The sequence below is a fragment of the Hamadaea sp. genome, assembly GCF_013362815.1.
Classification (GTDB): Bacteria; Actinomycetota; Actinomycetes; order Mycobacteriales; family Micromonosporaceae; genus Hamadaea.
Map to the genome: position 1 here is coordinate 1 of NZ_JABFVK010000023.1, position 14,014 is coordinate 14,014.

Below are 14,014 nucleotides of genomic sequence, written 5' to 3' on the forward strand. Positions count from 1 at the left end.
CGGCCCGCGCCCGCCCGCCAAGCGGAGCCCGCCGCGCCCGCCAAGCGGAGCGCACCCGTGAGCGAGGACGGCGGAGCCGCCCGAGCGCGGAAAGGGTCAGCCGACAGCGGCGATGGAAGCAGTCGGAACGGCCGCGGTGGTACACCCGCTGGGAGCAGTGGAAGCGCTCGGCACGGTGGACCCGATGGCGCTGGTCAACCCGATCACCCACTGCGACGAGCCGGCCTTCGCCCCGGGAACGTTGACCTTCACCGGGATCTCCCGGTCGACGGTCTGCCAGACGGTGGAGCCGGAGGCGTCGGTGGTGTGCCAGCACACTCCGTTCAGCAGCCAGACGTCGTCGGTCTCCGGGAAGCTCGCCGGGGGAACGCCGCACGACACCACCATCGCGGGATCGCCGTACGCCGCGTTCTGCTCGGTGCCGGCGGTGACCGGCCGGCGGGGCATGTCGCGTACGCGATCAGGCAGCTTGGCGACGAGAGCCCGGCAGACGACGGCGGCGCGTTCGTTCAACGGCTGGGCGTCGACGGTCACCGGACCGGTCGCCGTAGCGTTGGGCTGTGCGGAGGTGTCGCCGGGCATGCCGAGGTTGTAAACCACGACACCGGTCAGGAGGGCGACCGGCAAGGCGATGAGGGCCGCGAGGAGGCGTGGGCTCAAAGCTTGACCACCGAGCAGGTCAGGGTTCGGGTGATGCCGGGCACGGCTTGCACTTTACTGATAATCGACCGGCCGAGTTCGTCGACGTTCGGGCTCTCCGTGAGCACGACGACGTCGTACGGGCCGGTGACCGCGTCGACGCGGACCACACCCGGGATCTTCTCGATCTCGGCGGCCACGTCGCGAGCCCGACCGACCTCGGTCTGAATCAGGATGTAGGCGTGGACCACGACGTTGAAGCTACCGCACGTGACAGGCGTGTTTCTTCGGGTGTCCGGTTGAGTGGCACAGGAGAGTTCGGTCTCATCGATCGAATGACGGCTCGCCTGCCGCAAGGCGAGATCAGTCTGCTCGGCCCGGGCGACGACGCGGCGATTGTGGCCGCGCCCGACGGACGGGTTGTGGCCTGCACGGACGCGCTCGTCGAGGGCCGGCATTTCCGCCGGGACTGGTGCGAGGCCGCCGACGTGGGGCATCGGGCCGCGGCCGCCAATCTGGCCGACGTGGCGGCGATGGGCGCCGTCCCGACCGCTCTGCTCGTCGCGCTGTGCGCGCCGGGCGACCTCCCGGTTCAGTGGGCGGAGGAGTTCGCGGAGGGTGTCGCCGACGAGGCCGGGCTCGTGGGGGCCAGCGTGGTGGGCGGGGACACGACCTCGTCCGCGCTGCTCACGATCGTGGTCACGGCACTCGGCGACTTGCAAGGACGAGATCCGGTGGTACGCGCGGGGGCGCGACCGGGTGACGTCGTGGCCTTGGCGGGGCGGGTCGGCTGCGCCGCTGCCGGGTACACGGTCCTGTCGCGGGGGTTCCGGACGCCGAAGGTGCTGGTGGACGCGTACCGGCGGCCGGAGGTCGACTATCGGGCCGGTCCGGCCGCCGCCATCGCGGGCGCGACCAGCATGATCGACGTCTCCGACGGGCTGCTGGCCGATCTCGGTCACATCGCCAAGGCCAGCGAGGTGCACATCGACGTGACGAAGGACGCGTTCGGTCTGCCGCAGCAGTTGCGCGATGCCGCCCGAGCCCTCGGCGTCGACCCGTACCAGTGGATTCTTGCGGGTGGTGAGGACCACGCGTTGGCCGCGACGTTCCCCGCGCACGCGTCGTTGCCGCCCGGCTGGATGGTGATCGGGAAGGTGGGCCGGGGCGAGGGCGTCACCGTCGACGGCCGCGACTGGGTCGGACCGCGAGGCTGGGACCACTTCACCCGCAGCGGGTCTTGATCTACTCTCACGCTCGTGAGTGATCTCCAGATCCGCCCCGTACGCTACGGCTCGCCCGTCGCCCAGCGCCTGGTCCAGGCGATCTTCGCCGATCAAGAGGCGCGCTACGGCGGCAGCGACGGCGCCCCGGTCGAGGCGATGGAGTTCGACCCGCCCGAAGGCGCTTTCCTGGTCGCGTACCTGGCGGGGGAGCCGGTGGGCTGCGGGGGCTGGCGCAGCTTCGACGAGAGCGAGGAGGTCGCCGAGCTGAAGCGGCTCTACTGCGCGCCGGAGGCCCGCAATCGGGGCATCGCGTCGGCGCTGGTCGCGGCGGTCGAGGAGAACGCGCGCGAGCACGGGCGCAAGCGGATGATCCTGGAGACCGGCGACCGGCAGCCGGAGGCGATCGCGCTCTACACCAAGCTCGGGTACGCCCCGATCGAGCACTACGGCTTCTACAAGGACGAAGACGGCGTCGTCAGCCTAGGCCGCGACCTGTAGACCCACGCCCGAATCCGCATACGCGGAAAGGCCGCCCGTCGACGACGAGCGGCCTTGGCCGAAGTTCAGGCTGAATCAGCTGCGGGCGACCTTGCCGGCCTTGATGCACGAGGTGCACACGTTCAGCTTGCGGGTCGTGCCGCCACCGGCCGGGGTGCGAACCGTCTGGATGTTGGGGTTCCAACGACGGTTGGTCCGCCGGTGCGAGAAGGACACGTTGTGGCCGAAGCCCGGCCCCTTGCCACAGACGTCGCACACGCTTGCCACGGGATACTCCTGAGGTGGATAAACCCCGCCGCTGCGGGGACGGATCTGGACCCGCGTCGCGGGCAACCTGGCCAGGATACCTGACCGGACCGGTGCGTACCCAATCGGGCCGCCTCGGCAACCGGTGGAGCTTAGCGCAGTACGCCGCGCGCGCAGCCAGGTGGGTGTCGGGAGTCACGACTAGGCTGGGCGGCGTGCTGGAGGTTTTGGACGCGGCGGCGGTGCGGCGCTTCGCCGAGCGGGCGGTGACCGCACTCGGTCGGCATCGGGCGGAGATCGACCAGCTAAACGTCTATCCCGTGCCCGACGGCGACACCGGCACCAACATGCACCTGACGATGGTCGCCGCCCGGGATGAGCTGGCGGTGCACTCCGGCGAGGCGACGACAGAGCCGTCGGAGGCCGCCGGGTTACTGGCGCGCGGCGCGTTGATGGGCGCGCGGGGCAACTCAGGGGTCATCTTGGCGCAGCTGTTGCGCGGCGTCGCCGATCTGATCGCCGACGGCTCCCCGAGCGCGGTCGCCGCGGGCCTCGGAGAGGGCGCGAAGGCAGCGCGGGCCGCGGTCGCCCGTCCGGTGGAGGGGACGATCCTCAGCGTCGCCGACGCGGCGGCTCAGGCTGCGCGTGACGTCGCGCTGCGGGCGGGCTCGCTGGCCGACGTCGTGGGGGCGGCCCTGGGCAAGGCGGTCAAGGCGCTGGCGCTGACCACCGAGCAGTTGCCGGCGCTCACCGCGGCCGGAGTCGTCGACGCGGGGGGCCGGGGCCTGGTGGTGATCCTCGACGCCCTTCGCGGCGAGGTGACCGGCGAGGAGAGCGAGCTGCCCGAGGTGACCGGGGCCGCCGTGATCGGCGTCGACGCGGCTGCGGCCGCCGACGAGGCGGTCGGTCAGTTCGGCTATGAGGTGCAATACCTCCTCGACGCTCCCGAGGCCGCCGTCGAGCGGCTGCGCGGGACCCTCGACCGGCTCGGCGACTCGCTCGTCGTCGTGGGCGGACCGGAGACCTGGCGAGTCCATGTCCACGTCGCCGACGTGGGCGCCGCCATCGAAGCAGGCGTTCGGGCCGGCCGGCCGTATCAGATCGGCGTGACCGACCTCACGAAACAGGTCGCCGGGCGGCAGTGCCTGGACCCGGAGGCGCGCGGCGTGGTCGTCGTCTCCGCCGGTGACGGGCTGGACGACCTGTTCCAGGCCGAGCACACGGTGACGGTCGGGGCGAACCCGTCGACGGCGGAGTTGCTGGAGGCGATCCGGCGCGCGGCGGCCGGCCGGGTCGTGGTGCTGCCCAACGACCCCGATACGCAGGCCGTGGCCACGATGGCGGCGGGGGAGGCGTACCACGAGGGCATCAAGGTGCGAGTCGTGCCGACGAAGTCGCCCGTGCAGGCGATCGCGGCGTTGGCCGTGCGCGACCCCGCCCGCCGGTTCGAAGACGACGTCATCGCGATGGCCGAAGCCGCCGGAAAATGCCGGTACGCCGAGGTCACCCGGGCCGCCCGGGAGGCGCTGACGGTCGCCGGGCCGTGCCGCCCGGGTGACGTGATCGCGTTGGTCGAAGGCGAGGTGCACCTGATCGGCAGTGACCTGGTCCAGGTCGGCCGGGATCTGCTGGATCGCCTGCTCGGCGGCGGCGGCGAGCTCGTCACGCTGTTGCTGGGCGCGGATGCTCCGGCCGAACTGGAGCAGGTGCTCGTCGAGCATCTCGCGTCGGCGTGGCCGTTCGCCGAGGTGCAGTGCCTGTCCGGTGGCCAACCGCATTACCCGCTGATCGTGGGGGTCGAATGACCGGCCGTAGGACGGGCATCGGCAGGCTCAGCCCTAGTCGTGCGAGCGCCGGCCGCAGGTCGGTGATCGCATGACCGGCCGTAGGACGGGCATCGGCAGGCTCAGCCCTAGTCGTGCGAGCGCCGGCCGCAGGTCGGTGATCGCATGACTACGGTGACTGCGCCGGAACTGGCGACGCCTCTGAAGAAGCTCGTGGGGGAGAAGACCGCGAAGGCACTGTCCAGCCACCTCGGTCTGGAGACCGCGGGCGACCTGCTCTACCACCTGCCCCGCCGATACGACCAGCGCGGCGAGCACACTGCGATCCGCTCGCTGGAGGTGGGCGAGGAGGTGACGATCCTCGGCCAGGTGCTGACGACCAACCAGCGCCGGATGCGTGACCGCCGGGGCAACATCCTCGACGTGGTCGTCGGCGACGACGCGGGCGGCCGGATCAAGCTGACCTTCTTCAACCAAGCCTGGCGGGAGAAGGACCTGCGGCCCGGGCGCTGGGGTCTGTTCGCCGGGAAGGTCAGCGAATTCCGGGGGGAGCGCCAGCTCGCCCACCCCGAGTACGTGCTGCTCGGCGATGACGGCGCCGATCCCGGCGAGGTAGCGCTGGCGGCCGAGGCCGAGGTTGAGGAGTTCGCCGGGGCGTTCATCCCGATCTATCCGGCGGCGAAAGCCCTGCCTACCTGGGTCATTGCGAAGTGCGTACGCGTCGTGCTGGACACGGTGCGGCTCACCGAGGACCCGTTGCCCAGCGAGATCCGGGCCGACCGCCAGCTCGTGGATCTCCCCACCGCGCTCCGGCAGATTCACCGCCCCGAGTCGCAGGGTTCACTGGCGGCGGCGAAGAAGCGGCTGGCCTGGGATGAGGCGTTCGCCGTCCAGCTGACGCTCGTGCAACGCCGCGTACGCGCTGAGCAGTCGCCCGCCGTGCCTCGCCCGCCCCGGCCGGGTGGCTTGCTGGAGCGGTTCGACGCGCAGCTGCCGTTCACGTTGACCGAGGGGCAGCAGGCGGTCGGCGAGGAATTGTCGGCCGGCCTGTCGGCGGCTCATCCGATGCACCGCCTCCTCCAGGGAGAGGTCGGCGCGGGCAAGACCATGGTCGCGTTGCGCGCGATGTTGCAGGTCGTCGACGCGGGTGGTCAGGCGGTGCTGCTGGCCCCGACGGAAGTCCTCGCCGCTCAGCATCACCGTTCGATGCACAAGTTGCTCGGCCCGATGGGCCGGGCCGGTGAGCTGGACGGCGACCCCGACGGCACCCGGATCGTGCTGCTCACCGGCTCGCTACCGGCCGCCGCCCGGCGGCAGGCGCTCGCCGAGATCGCCGACGGCCGGGCCGGGCTGGTCGTCGGGACGCACGCGTTGCTCTACGGCGGCATCGACTTCGCCGATCTGGGCCTGGTCGTGGTGGACGAGCAGCACCGGTTCGGCGTCGAGCAGCGCGATGCGTTGCGCGCCAAGGCCGGTCAGCCCCCGCATGTGCTGGTCATGACGGCGACGCCGATTCCGCGAACGGTCGCGATGACCGTCTTCGGCGATCTCGAAGTCTCCACCCTCGCCCAGTTGCCGGGCGGACGGTCGCCGATCGCGTCGCACGTCGTGCCGGCCGCGGAGAAGCCCGCGTACCTCGATCGCGCCTGGCGGCGGATGGTCGAGGAGGTCGGCAAGGGACATCAGGCCTATGTGGTGTGCCCGCGGATCGGCGAGTCAGCCGCAGAGGAAGATACCGAGCCGTCGGGTGCGGAGGACGACGGCCGCCGCCCGCCGATCGCCGTCACCGACGTCGCCCCGCTGCTGGCCGAAGGGCCGCTGAAGGGTTTGCGGATCGGAGTCCTGCACGGACGGCTGGCCCCCGACGACAAGGACGCGGTGATGCGCGCATTCTCGGCCGGTGACCTCGACGTGCTGATCGCGACGACCGTCATCGAGGTCGGCGTCGACGTCCCCAACGCCACCATGATGATGATCCTGGACGCCGACCGGTTCGGCGTCTCGCAGCTGCATCAGTTGCGGGGCCGCGTCGGCCGGGGCTCGGCGCCGGGGTTGTGCCTACTGGTGACCGAAGCGATCGAAGGCAGTCCGGCTCGGGAACGACTCGACGCCGTGGCGTCCACCACCGACGGCTTCCGGCTGGCCGAGATCGACCTCGAACAGCGGCGTGAGGGTGACGTGCTCGGCGCGGCCCAGTCCGGCCGCCGCTCGCATCTGAAGGTGCTGTCGCTGTTGCGGGACGCCAAGATGATCGGTGAGGCCCGCGCGACCGCCGAACGGATGCTCGCGGGCGATCCCGAGCTTTCCGCGTACCCCAAACTGGCCGCGTCGATCAGCGCGCTCGTCTCCGACGACCGGGCCGAATACCTCGAGAAGGGCTGAGCCCGCAACGGCGAAGGCGCTGTGGTCCCGAGGGACCACAGCGCCTTCAATCATCCGTGGAGCGGATTACTCGACGTCCGTCAGCTTCCGCCGCCGCGCCCCGATGAGGAGCACCGCGCCCCCGCCGAGCAGCAGCGCCGCGACACCGGCGATCAAGCCGACCTGCACACCCGTGACCGGCAGCCCCGGGGTGCCGGTCGAGGTGCTCGGCGACGGGGTCTCCGACCCCGGTACGCCGGGCGAGTCGGTCGGCCGCGGCGACGGCGTCCCGGAGGCGCAGTCGGACGGCTTGGTGTAGACGAGGGTCACTTCCTTGTCGAAGTCGGGGAAGGAGACCGTTGCCTCGGTCGCGTCGCCCGCGGCGAAGGTGACCTTCTCCGTCCTGCCCGGCTGGACCGTCAGGTTCTTCGACTGGTCGCCGTACCGGACGGTGGCGTCGGCCGGCAGGTTGCCCTCCGGGTTGGTCACCGACACGGTGAACGAGTCGCAGGTGGACTCACTGGTGACGGTGGGCAGGGCGCAGTGCCCCGGCTGCCACATTCCTTCGGCGACGAAGTCCTTGCCCGAGGAGACGGTGACCTTGCCCCCCTTTTCGGCCGGGACCAGCACGTCGACGGACTTGCCGGGCTGGACGGTGACCTCCTTGACGAAGGAGCCGTCGAGTCCGGCGACCACCTTGAACGGCGCGTCGTACTTGGCGTCGGCGCCCGCGTTGGTGAGGTGGACCGTCACGGTTCCGTCGCAGGCCGAGACCATCGTCGCGTCCGGCGTGACACAGGCCTTCGAGCCGCCGTTGTACCAGGCCTGCGGGCCCTTCGACCGGTTGCCGGGCGCGCCGCCGGAGCCGAGCTTGCGGTCGTTGTACCGCTCGCCGTTGGCGACCATCGGGTTGATCAGCTTGTCGCCCCAGACCAGGTCGACCTGCGTGAAGCAGGCCGGAATGTCGACGCCCAGGTCCACAGTGGGGTGATCGGCGTCGATGACGCCGACGACCGAGTCGTACTTGTACTGCGGCCACGTCGCCGAGGCGGACGGCGCGTAGTACGAGACGAGCAGGAAGGACTGCGACTGACCGGCGCACAGCGGCAGGTCGCCCGCGAGCTTGATGGTCGAGGTCGCCGACGATCCGGACACCGCGAACGTGTGCGCGTACTTGGCGGCGTCCGCCGTGACGCACTTCTCGGTCGGCTGGCACGTGCCCTTGAGGCGTACGGTCTCGCTGACCTTCTTGGTGGCGCCGTCGTTGGGCTTGCCCTGCTCCTTGGACCACACGACGGTGAAGGAGAGCTGCGCCGACTTCGCGTCGCCCGGAAGAACCTGCGTCGCGGTCAGCTGACCGTCGATGTTGCGGTCCTTCTGCGGCACGACCGCTCCCGCGAGCGGAACGGCGGGGTCACCCACCGTCACGTCGCCCGCCGGCTGCGACTCCACCTCGGTGATGGTCGCGTCGCGGTTCCACTCGTTCTCGAGCGTCCAGGTGACTCGCCACTTGCCGGTGCTGGTGTCGCACTGGGTGGCGGACTCGGTCAGGCTGAACTGGTTCTTGTGGTGATCGTCGCCGGTCTGCACCGGACCCGAGGCAAGCGCGTGGCCTGCGCTGAGCAGCGCGAAAGCCACGCCCGCCACGGCCACGAGGGCACGCCGGACGGAGGTGTGGGTGGTCATTCGTTCTCCAGGGGTTGGGCACGGCTTCCCCTGTTCGGGTGCCAGCGCCGGAGATCCACGACAAAAGTCGGCCTACAGTATCGACATAAGGCCGTCACGTCACCTCATACTTTCGGCTATCGCGTAGCGTCAGAGGGTGACCAGAATCGTGGCGGGGGTCTACGGCGGACGACGGCTGACCACCTTGGCCGGACCGCACACCCGGCCCACCGCCGACCGCGTACGCGAGGCGCTGTTCTCCTCATTGGCCAGTGAGCACGGCGGTGACCTGCACGGCCTGCGATTCGCCGACCTGTACGCCGGATCCGGCGCGATCGGCCTGGAGGCGTTGTCCCGGGGCGCGGCGTACGCGTTGCTGGTCGAGTCGGATCCGAAGGCCGCCCGGGTGATCCGGGCGAACATCACAACCCTGCAGGCAAATGCCGAGCTGCTGACGACGAAGGTGGCGGCGGCCGTCGCGGGTCCGCCCCCGGGCGGTCCGTTCGACATCGTCTTCGCCGATCCGCCGTACGCCCTGGGCGAGGACGAGCTGAAGTCCGTCCTCGACGGATTGGCGGTCCAGGGCTGGCTGGCCGAGGATGCGCTGGTCGTCATCGAGCGGGCACGCCGGTCGCCGGAGCCGCCGTGGGTGCATCACATCACCGGAGAGCGGTCACGCCGTTACGGTGAGACGACTCTTTGGTACGGTCGCGCCGACCGAGGGGTAAACCCGGCAGCAGAAGGAATGGCGCAATGAGGCGTGCAGTCTGTCCCGGCTCGTTCGACCCGGTGACGAACGGGCATCTGGACATCATCGTCCGGTCGGCCCGGCTCTTCGACGAGGTCATCGTCGGAGTGTTGATCAACGCGTCGAAGTCGGCGGTGTTCACCGTCGACGAGCGGATCGCGATGTTGCGGGACGCGACCGCCGGTACGCCGAACCTGCGTATCGTCGGGTTCCACGGCTTGCTGGTGGACTTCTGCCGGGAACAAGGCGCGCAGGTCGTGGTCAAGGGACTGCGGGCGGTCAGCGACTTCGACTACGAACTGCAGATGGCTCAGATGAACGTTGGGCTGTCGGGTGTCGAGACCTTGTTCATGCCGACCAACCCCCTGTATTCGTTCATCGCGTCGAGCCTGGTGAAGCAGGTCTGCAAGCTCGGCGGCGACGTCGCCCAGTACGTGCCGAAGGCGGTCGAGGAGCGGCTCGTGGCCAAGCTCCGCACGGTCCAGTAAGCGCAACGTCGGCTAAGGGAACCGTGCATCAAGGACGAAACGGGACGTGACACGCCCCGTCCGTTCGTGCGACACGCGGCCGGACGTCCGGTCGGCCCATCCATGGCGGAGACGACGCATGATGGATCAGCTACGACTGCAACTAACGAGGAGTGTTCGGTGGACCCGCTCGACCGCATCGATGAGATCATCGCCATGGTGGAGAGCGCTCGGTCGGTGCCCATGTCGCGCAACTGCATGGTCGACCGCGGCGAGATGATCGGCGTGCTCGACGAGCTGCGCGCGGATCTCCCGGCCGAGCTGCGTAAGGCAGCGGCGCTCCTGGAAGAACGCGACAACATCCTGGACGCCGGTCAGCGCGAGGCGGACCGGATCATCAACGAGGGTGAGCGAGAGCACTCCCGGCTCGTCTCCATGCACGAGATCACGGTCTCGGCCGAGCACGAGGGCAATCGCATCATCTCCGAGGCTCGGGCCGAGGCTCAGCGGCTCCGGGAAGAGGTCGACGACTACGTCGACACCGCGCTGGCCAACTTCGAGCAGTTCCTGACGCGGGCGTTGGCCTCGATCGAACGCGGCCGCGACAAGATGCACGCGCTGCGCGAGATCGGCCAGTTCGTCCCCGGCGAGGACGAACGTCCCCTGCCGTCCCTGTAGACCGTGTGAGGTCCAACCCCCGGTTGGACGTCCGCCCGCGCTTCCAGGTAATCTTCTACGTCGGCCTCACTACGGCCGGAGTCTTACTATGCGTGATCATCAGCCGAAGCACCTCGATGCCCGGGCACCGCTTGTCCTCGATACGAGGGAGCTGCCGCGCCGCCCGGGGGCGATGCGTGCCCTGAAACTGGTCGTTCCCGCACCGGCGGACCTCGGTTTGGAGCTGATCGGCGTGCCGGAAGGCGCCGACCTCACCCTCGATCTGAGGATGGAGTCGGTCACTGAGGGCGTGCTCGTCTCCGGCACCGTTCACGGTGCGCTGGAAGGTGAGTGCGGTCGCTGCCTGCGCCCGATCTCCGACGAGCTCACCGTGCGGATCCAGGAGCTTTACGCGTACCCGGACTCCGCGACGGACGAGACGACGGATGAGGACGAAGTCGGCCGACTTCAGGACGACATGTTCGACCTGGAACCGGCGCTGCGGGATGCGGTGGTGCTCGCACTACCGGTCAACCCGCTTTGCCAGCAAGACTGCCCGGGATTGTGCCCCGACTGCGGGGTGCACTGGGACGAGCTGCCCGAGGGGCATACCCACGAGCAGGTCGACCCGCGCTGGGCGGCCCTGAGCAACCTGACCGTGAGCACTGAGGAGTAACTACCGTGGCTGTCCCGAAGCGGAAGATGTCGCGCAGCAACACCCGTCACCGCCGGGCGCAGTGGAAGGTCTCCGCTGTCGCGACGGTCGCCTGCCCGCAGTGCAAGTCGCCGAAGCTCCCGCACGGCGCCTGCACCGTCTGTGGCACCTACAACGGCCGTCAGGTCCTCTCGGTCTGACCCGGTCACCGGTGACGCTCGAAGTCACTCGGAAAGACGATCTTCGCGCCGGTCGGTCCGTGACACACGGGCCGACCGGTGACGCGTCGTCAGGGCCGGTGAAGATCGCCGTCGACCTCCTCGGCGGGGACGATGCTCCCGCCGTCGTGGTGGGCGGCGCTCTTCAGGCGCTGTCCGTCGATCCGAGGTTGTGCTTGCTACTCGTCGGCCCGCACGATGCGGCCGACGCGGTTCTGCGTACCCTGCCGCCCGCCGATCGCGTGCGGGTCGAGGTCCGGGCGGTCTCCGGCGGCGTCGCCATGGCCGATCCGCCGACGCGGGCCGCCTCCGGCGAGACCAGCATCCGGGTCGCCGCGCACGCTGTGGCCAGTGGCGCCGCCGACGCGCTGGTCTCCGCGGGTTCCTCCGGCGCGACGGTCACCGCCGCGGTTCTCGCCCTCGGCCGTTCCCAAGGTGTACGCAAACCGCCGCTGGCGGCGTGGCTGCCGACGATGCGGCCGGACCGGGAAACCCTGCTCCTCGACGTCGGCGGCTCGATGGAATCCACCGTCGCCGTCCTGCTGTCCCACGCTGGGCTGGGGACGGCGTACTGGTCTCAGCACACCGGACACGATCAGCCGCGGATCGGGCTGCTCTCGGTCGGCCGGGAACCCGGCAAGGGCGACCGCGTACGCCGGGCGGCCGAAGCGGCGCTGGCCACCACCGACGGCTTCGTCGGCCTGGTCGAAGGCGACGACGTGCTGACCGGTGACCGGGCCGATGTGGTGGTCACCGATGGCTTCACCGGTAATGTGCTGCTCAAAGGGATCGAAGGTGCGTACCGGCTGGCGACGGCGGGGATCGCGGGTGCGTCGCACGGGATGGCCCGGGCGGCCGTGCTGCTGGGAGTGCCGGGCGTGGTCGTGGTCTGCCACGGCGCGGCCGATGCCGGCGACCTGGCGTCGGGGCTGCTGGAGGCGGCGCGCCTGGTCCGTGCCGGCCGAGACGGAGAGCGGGAGGATCAGCGGTGAAGAAGCGTCCGCCACTGTCGCATCTGGAGGAAGCCCTCGGCGTCAAGCTCGAGGAGACGCTGCTGGAGCTCGCCCTCACGCACCGGTCGTATGCGTACGAGAACGGCGGCATCCCGACGAACGAACGACTGGAGTTCCTCGGTGACGCCGTGCTGGGCGTGGTCGTCACCGATGCGTTGTTCCGCGATCATCCGGAGCTGGCCGAGGGGCGGCTGGCCAAGCTCCGCGCCAGCGTCGTGAACTCCCGGGCGCTCGCCAGCGTCTCCCGTACGCTCGGCCCGTACGGTCTGGGCGCGTACCTGTTGCTGGGCAAGGGCGAAGAGGGCACCGGCGGCCGGGAGAAGGACTCGATCCTGGCCGACGCCCTGGAGGCGGTGCTGGGCGCGATCTACATCGAGCACGGCATCGAGACCGCCACCACCGTCATCCTGAAGCTTTTCGACCCGCTGATGAGCGAGTCCGCCCGCAAGGGCGTCGGTCTGGACTGGAAGACCAGCCTCCAGGAGCTGACCGCGATGAACAGCTGGGGCGTGCCGGAGTACGAGGTCACCGAGGAGGGCCCGGACCACGCCAAGGCGTTCACCGCCTGGGCGGTCGTCGGTGGGGAACGCTTCGGCGGCTCGCGCGGCCGGACGAAGAAGGAGGCCGAGCAGCGCTCGGCCGAGGAGGCGTTCCTCGTGCTGAGCAATCGCGCGGTGGACGAAAGCCATCCCGAGGCGGAGGGATCCGATGCCGGAACTGCCTGAGGTCGAGACGGTCCGGCAGGGGGTCGAACGCTGGATCACCGGCCGGACGATCGCCGCGGCCGAGGTGCTGCACCCGCGCGCGGTCCGGCGGCACGTCGCCGGGGCCGGCGACTTCGTGGCGGCCCTGCGCGGCGTCAAGGTGCTGGGGGCGCGGCGGCGGGGCAAGTACCTGTGGCTGCCGTTGGACAGTGGGGACGCCGTCGTCGGCCATCTCGGCATGTCGGGTCAGCTGCTGGTCCAGCCACCGGACACGGAAGACGAGAAGCACCTGCGCATCCGGTTCCGCTTCGAAGACGGCGACTCCGAGCTGCGCTTCGTCGACCAGCGCACGTTCGGTGGGCTCGCGCTGTCCCGGGGCGGGGCCGAGCTGCCGGCCGAGATCGCGCACATCGCGCTCGACCCGTTCGACGCCGACTATCGCGAGGCGCTCGTCGCCACCGCGCTCCGGGCCAAGAAGACCGAGGTCAAGCGGGCCCTCCTCGACCAGACTTTGATCTCCGGCGTCGGCAACATCTACGCGGACGAGGCGCTCTGGCGGGCCAAGCTCCACGGCGCGCGGCCCACCGACCGGCTCAGCCAGGCCGTCGCGCTCACGCTCCTCGGTCACTGCCGCGACGTCATGGCCGAGGCCATGATCGCGGGCGGCACCAGCTTCGACGCCCTCTACGTCAACGTCAACGGCGAGAGCGGCTACTTCGACCGGTCACTCAACGCGTACGGGCGGGAAGGGGAACCGTGCTCGCGGTGCGGGTCCGCGATCCGGCGCGAGTCCTTCATGAACCGCAGCTCGTTCAGCTGCCCGCGCTGCCAGCCTAAGCCGCGGCTCAGCGCTCGGTGACGTACAGCTCGAAACCCTTGTCCCGGCACGCTTTCATCGCGCGGTCCACGTCCGGTCCCGCCACATAGCACACCGGGGTACGCCCAGCGGCGCGGACGTCTTTCACCACTTCGGGACTGGCCCCGAACGCGTCGAACACGGCGACCTCGTCCGGGGTGTAGTCGCCGGGGTCGAGCTCGCGCAGGTCGGGCTGGGCGCGGCCGATCACCATCAGCGTGATGACGACGGCCGCGCCGAGCAGCAGGATCTTGACGAGCTTCACCGCCGGGCGGCT

At 70.2% G+C, this 14,014-nt stretch carries 17 protein-coding genes; 12 read left to right on the plus strand and 5 right to left on the minus strand.

The window, feature by feature from the left end; all coding sequences use genetic code 11:
• Window positions 1-96: 96 nt before the first annotated feature.
• The gene (locus tag HOV77_RS13115; protein ID WP_290861844.1) at window positions 97-660 is read right to left on the minus strand and encodes a DUF3515 domain-containing protein; all 564 of its coding nucleotides are present in this window, start codon (window positions 658-660) and stop codon (window positions 97-99) included.
• Window positions 657-890, minus strand: a complete 234-nt coding sequence (locus HOV77_RS13120; RefSeq protein ID WP_290861846.1) for an Lrp/AsnC ligand binding domain-containing protein — start codon at window positions 888-890, stop codon at window positions 657-659. The genes HOV77_RS13115 and HOV77_RS13120 overlap by 4 nt, the downstream gene beginning before the upstream one ends.
• Window positions 891-938: 48 nt before the next feature.
• Between HOV77_RS13120 and HOV77_RS13125 the strand changes: the two genes are divergently transcribed.
• Together HOV77_RS13125 and HOV77_RS13130 are read left to right on the plus strand one after the other, a co-directional pair.
• Window positions 939-1,883: a thiamine-phosphate kinase gene (locus HOV77_RS13125; protein ID WP_290861847.1), complete on the plus strand. Its 945-nt coding sequence runs from the start codon at window positions 939-941 to the stop codon at window positions 1,881-1,883.
• A gap of 15 nt (window positions 1,884-1,898) precedes the next feature.
• Window positions 1,899-2,363 (plus strand): GNAT family N-acetyltransferase, encoded by a 465-nt coding sequence (locus HOV77_RS13130; RefSeq protein ID WP_290861849.1) that lies wholly within the window; start codon window positions 1,899-1,901, stop codon window positions 2,361-2,363.
• 75 nt (window positions 2,364-2,438) lie between these two features.
• On the opposite strand, the gene rpmB is transcribed toward HOV77_RS13130, so the two are convergent.
• On the minus strand, window positions 2,439-2,630 hold the full coding sequence (gene rpmB / locus HOV77_RS13135; protein ID WP_290861850.1) for a 50S ribosomal protein L28: 192 nt from the start codon (window positions 2,628-2,630) through the stop codon (window positions 2,439-2,441).
• Between the two features lie 194 nt (window positions 2,631-2,824).
• Here rpmB and HOV77_RS13140 point away from each other — a divergent pair, with 194 nt between their 5' ends.
• Window positions 2,825-4,414 carry a DAK2 domain-containing protein gene (locus tag HOV77_RS13140; RefSeq protein WP_290861851.1) on the plus strand — a complete coding sequence of 530 codons (1,590 nt, stop codon included), beginning with the start codon at window positions 2,825-2,827 and terminating at the stop codon, window positions 4,412-4,414.
• 144 nt (window positions 4,415-4,558) lie between these two features.
• The gene (gene recG / locus HOV77_RS13145) at window positions 4,559-6,775 is read left to right on the plus strand and encodes an ATP-dependent DNA helicase RecG (protein WP_290861852.1); all 2,217 of its coding nucleotides are present in this window, start codon (window positions 4,559-4,561) and stop codon (window positions 6,773-6,775) included.
• Window positions 6,776-6,841: 66 nt separating this feature from the next.
• On the opposite strand, the gene HOV77_RS13150 is transcribed toward recG, so the two are convergent.
• Window positions 6,842-8,440: a cell wall anchor protein gene (locus tag HOV77_RS13150; RefSeq protein WP_290861854.1), complete on the minus strand. Its 1,599-nt coding sequence runs from the start codon at window positions 8,438-8,440 to the stop codon at window positions 6,842-6,844.
• A 136-nt stretch (window positions 8,441-8,576) separates the two neighbouring features.
• Between HOV77_RS13150 and rsmD the strand changes: the two genes are divergently transcribed.
• The 8 genes from rsmD (at window position 8,577) to mutM (ending at window position 13,740) form a co-directional block, all read left to right on the plus strand.
• Entirely contained in the window at window positions 8,577-9,176 is a 600-nt protein-coding gene (gene rsmD, locus HOV77_RS13155) for a 16S rRNA (guanine(966)-N(2))-methyltransferase RsmD (protein WP_290861856.1), read from the plus strand.
• Complete coding sequence (coaD, locus tag HOV77_RS13160; RefSeq protein WP_290861858.1) at window positions 9,173-9,655, plus strand: pantetheine-phosphate adenylyltransferase; 483 nt, start codon at window positions 9,173-9,175, stop codon at window positions 9,653-9,655. The genes rsmD and coaD overlap by 4 nt, the downstream gene beginning before the upstream one ends.
• A 159-nt stretch (window positions 9,656-9,814) precedes the next feature.
• Window positions 9,815-10,312, plus strand: a complete 498-nt coding sequence (locus HOV77_RS13165; RefSeq protein ID WP_290861860.1) for a hypothetical protein — start codon at window positions 9,815-9,817, stop codon at window positions 10,310-10,312.
• A gap of 88 nt (window positions 10,313-10,400) precedes the next feature.
• Complete coding sequence (locus HOV77_RS13170; protein ID WP_290861862.1) at window positions 10,401-10,967, plus strand: DUF177 domain-containing protein; 567 nt, start codon at window positions 10,401-10,403, stop codon at window positions 10,965-10,967.
• 5 nt (window positions 10,968-10,972) lie between these two features.
• Complete coding sequence (gene rpmF, locus HOV77_RS13175; protein ID WP_253757082.1) at window positions 10,973-11,146, plus strand: 50S ribosomal protein L32; 174 nt, start codon at window positions 10,973-10,975, stop codon at window positions 11,144-11,146.
• A gap of 59 nt (window positions 11,147-11,205) precedes the next feature.
• On the plus strand, window positions 11,206-12,156 hold the full coding sequence (locus HOV77_RS13180; RefSeq protein ID WP_290861866.1) for a phosphate acyltransferase PlsX: 951 nt from the start codon (window positions 11,206-11,208) through the stop codon (window positions 12,154-12,156).
• Window positions 12,153-12,902, plus strand: coding sequence for a ribonuclease III (rnc, locus tag HOV77_RS13185; protein ID WP_290861868.1), 750 nt, complete (start codon window positions 12,153-12,155; stop codon window positions 12,900-12,902). The genes HOV77_RS13180 and rnc overlap by 4 nt, the downstream gene beginning before the upstream one ends.
• The gene (gene mutM / locus HOV77_RS13190) at window positions 12,886-13,740 is read left to right on the plus strand and encodes a bifunctional DNA-formamidopyrimidine glycosylase/DNA-(apurinic or apyrimidinic site) lyase (RefSeq protein WP_290861870.1); all 855 of its coding nucleotides are present in this window, start codon (window positions 12,886-12,888) and stop codon (window positions 13,738-13,740) included. Before rnc ends, mutM begins: the two co-directional genes overlap by 17 nt.
• Here the strand turns inward: mutM and HOV77_RS13195 are convergent.
• The gene (locus HOV77_RS13195) at window positions 13,727-14,002 is read right to left on the minus strand and encodes a hypothetical protein (RefSeq protein WP_290861872.1); all 276 of its coding nucleotides are present in this window, start codon (window positions 14,000-14,002) and stop codon (window positions 13,727-13,729) included. The genes mutM and HOV77_RS13195 overlap by 14 nt on opposite strands.
• Window positions 14,003-14,014 lie beyond the last annotated feature (12 nt).

What these genes read in the sequence shown, in the direction of transcription:
- recG (WP_290861852.1), top strand. Translation starts at nt 4,559, where the DNA reads ATGACTACGGTGACTGCGCCGGAACTGGCGACGCCTCTGAAGAAGCTC.
- HOV77_RS13150 (WP_290861854.1), bottom strand. Translation starts at nt 8,440, where the DNA reads ATGACCACCCACACCTCCGTCCGGCGTGCCCTCGTGGCCGTGGCGGGC.
- coaD (WP_290861858.1), top strand. Translation starts at nt 9,173, where the DNA reads ATGAGGCGTGCAGTCTGTCCCGGCTCGTTCGACCCGGTGACGAACGGG.
- HOV77_RS13170 (WP_290861862.1), top strand. Translation starts at nt 10,401, where the DNA reads ATGCGTGATCATCAGCCGAAGCACCTCGATGCCCGGGCACCGCTTGTC.
- mutM (WP_290861870.1), top strand. Translation starts at nt 12,886, where the DNA reads ATGCCGGAACTGCCTGAGGTCGAGACGGTCCGGCAGGGGGTCGAACGC.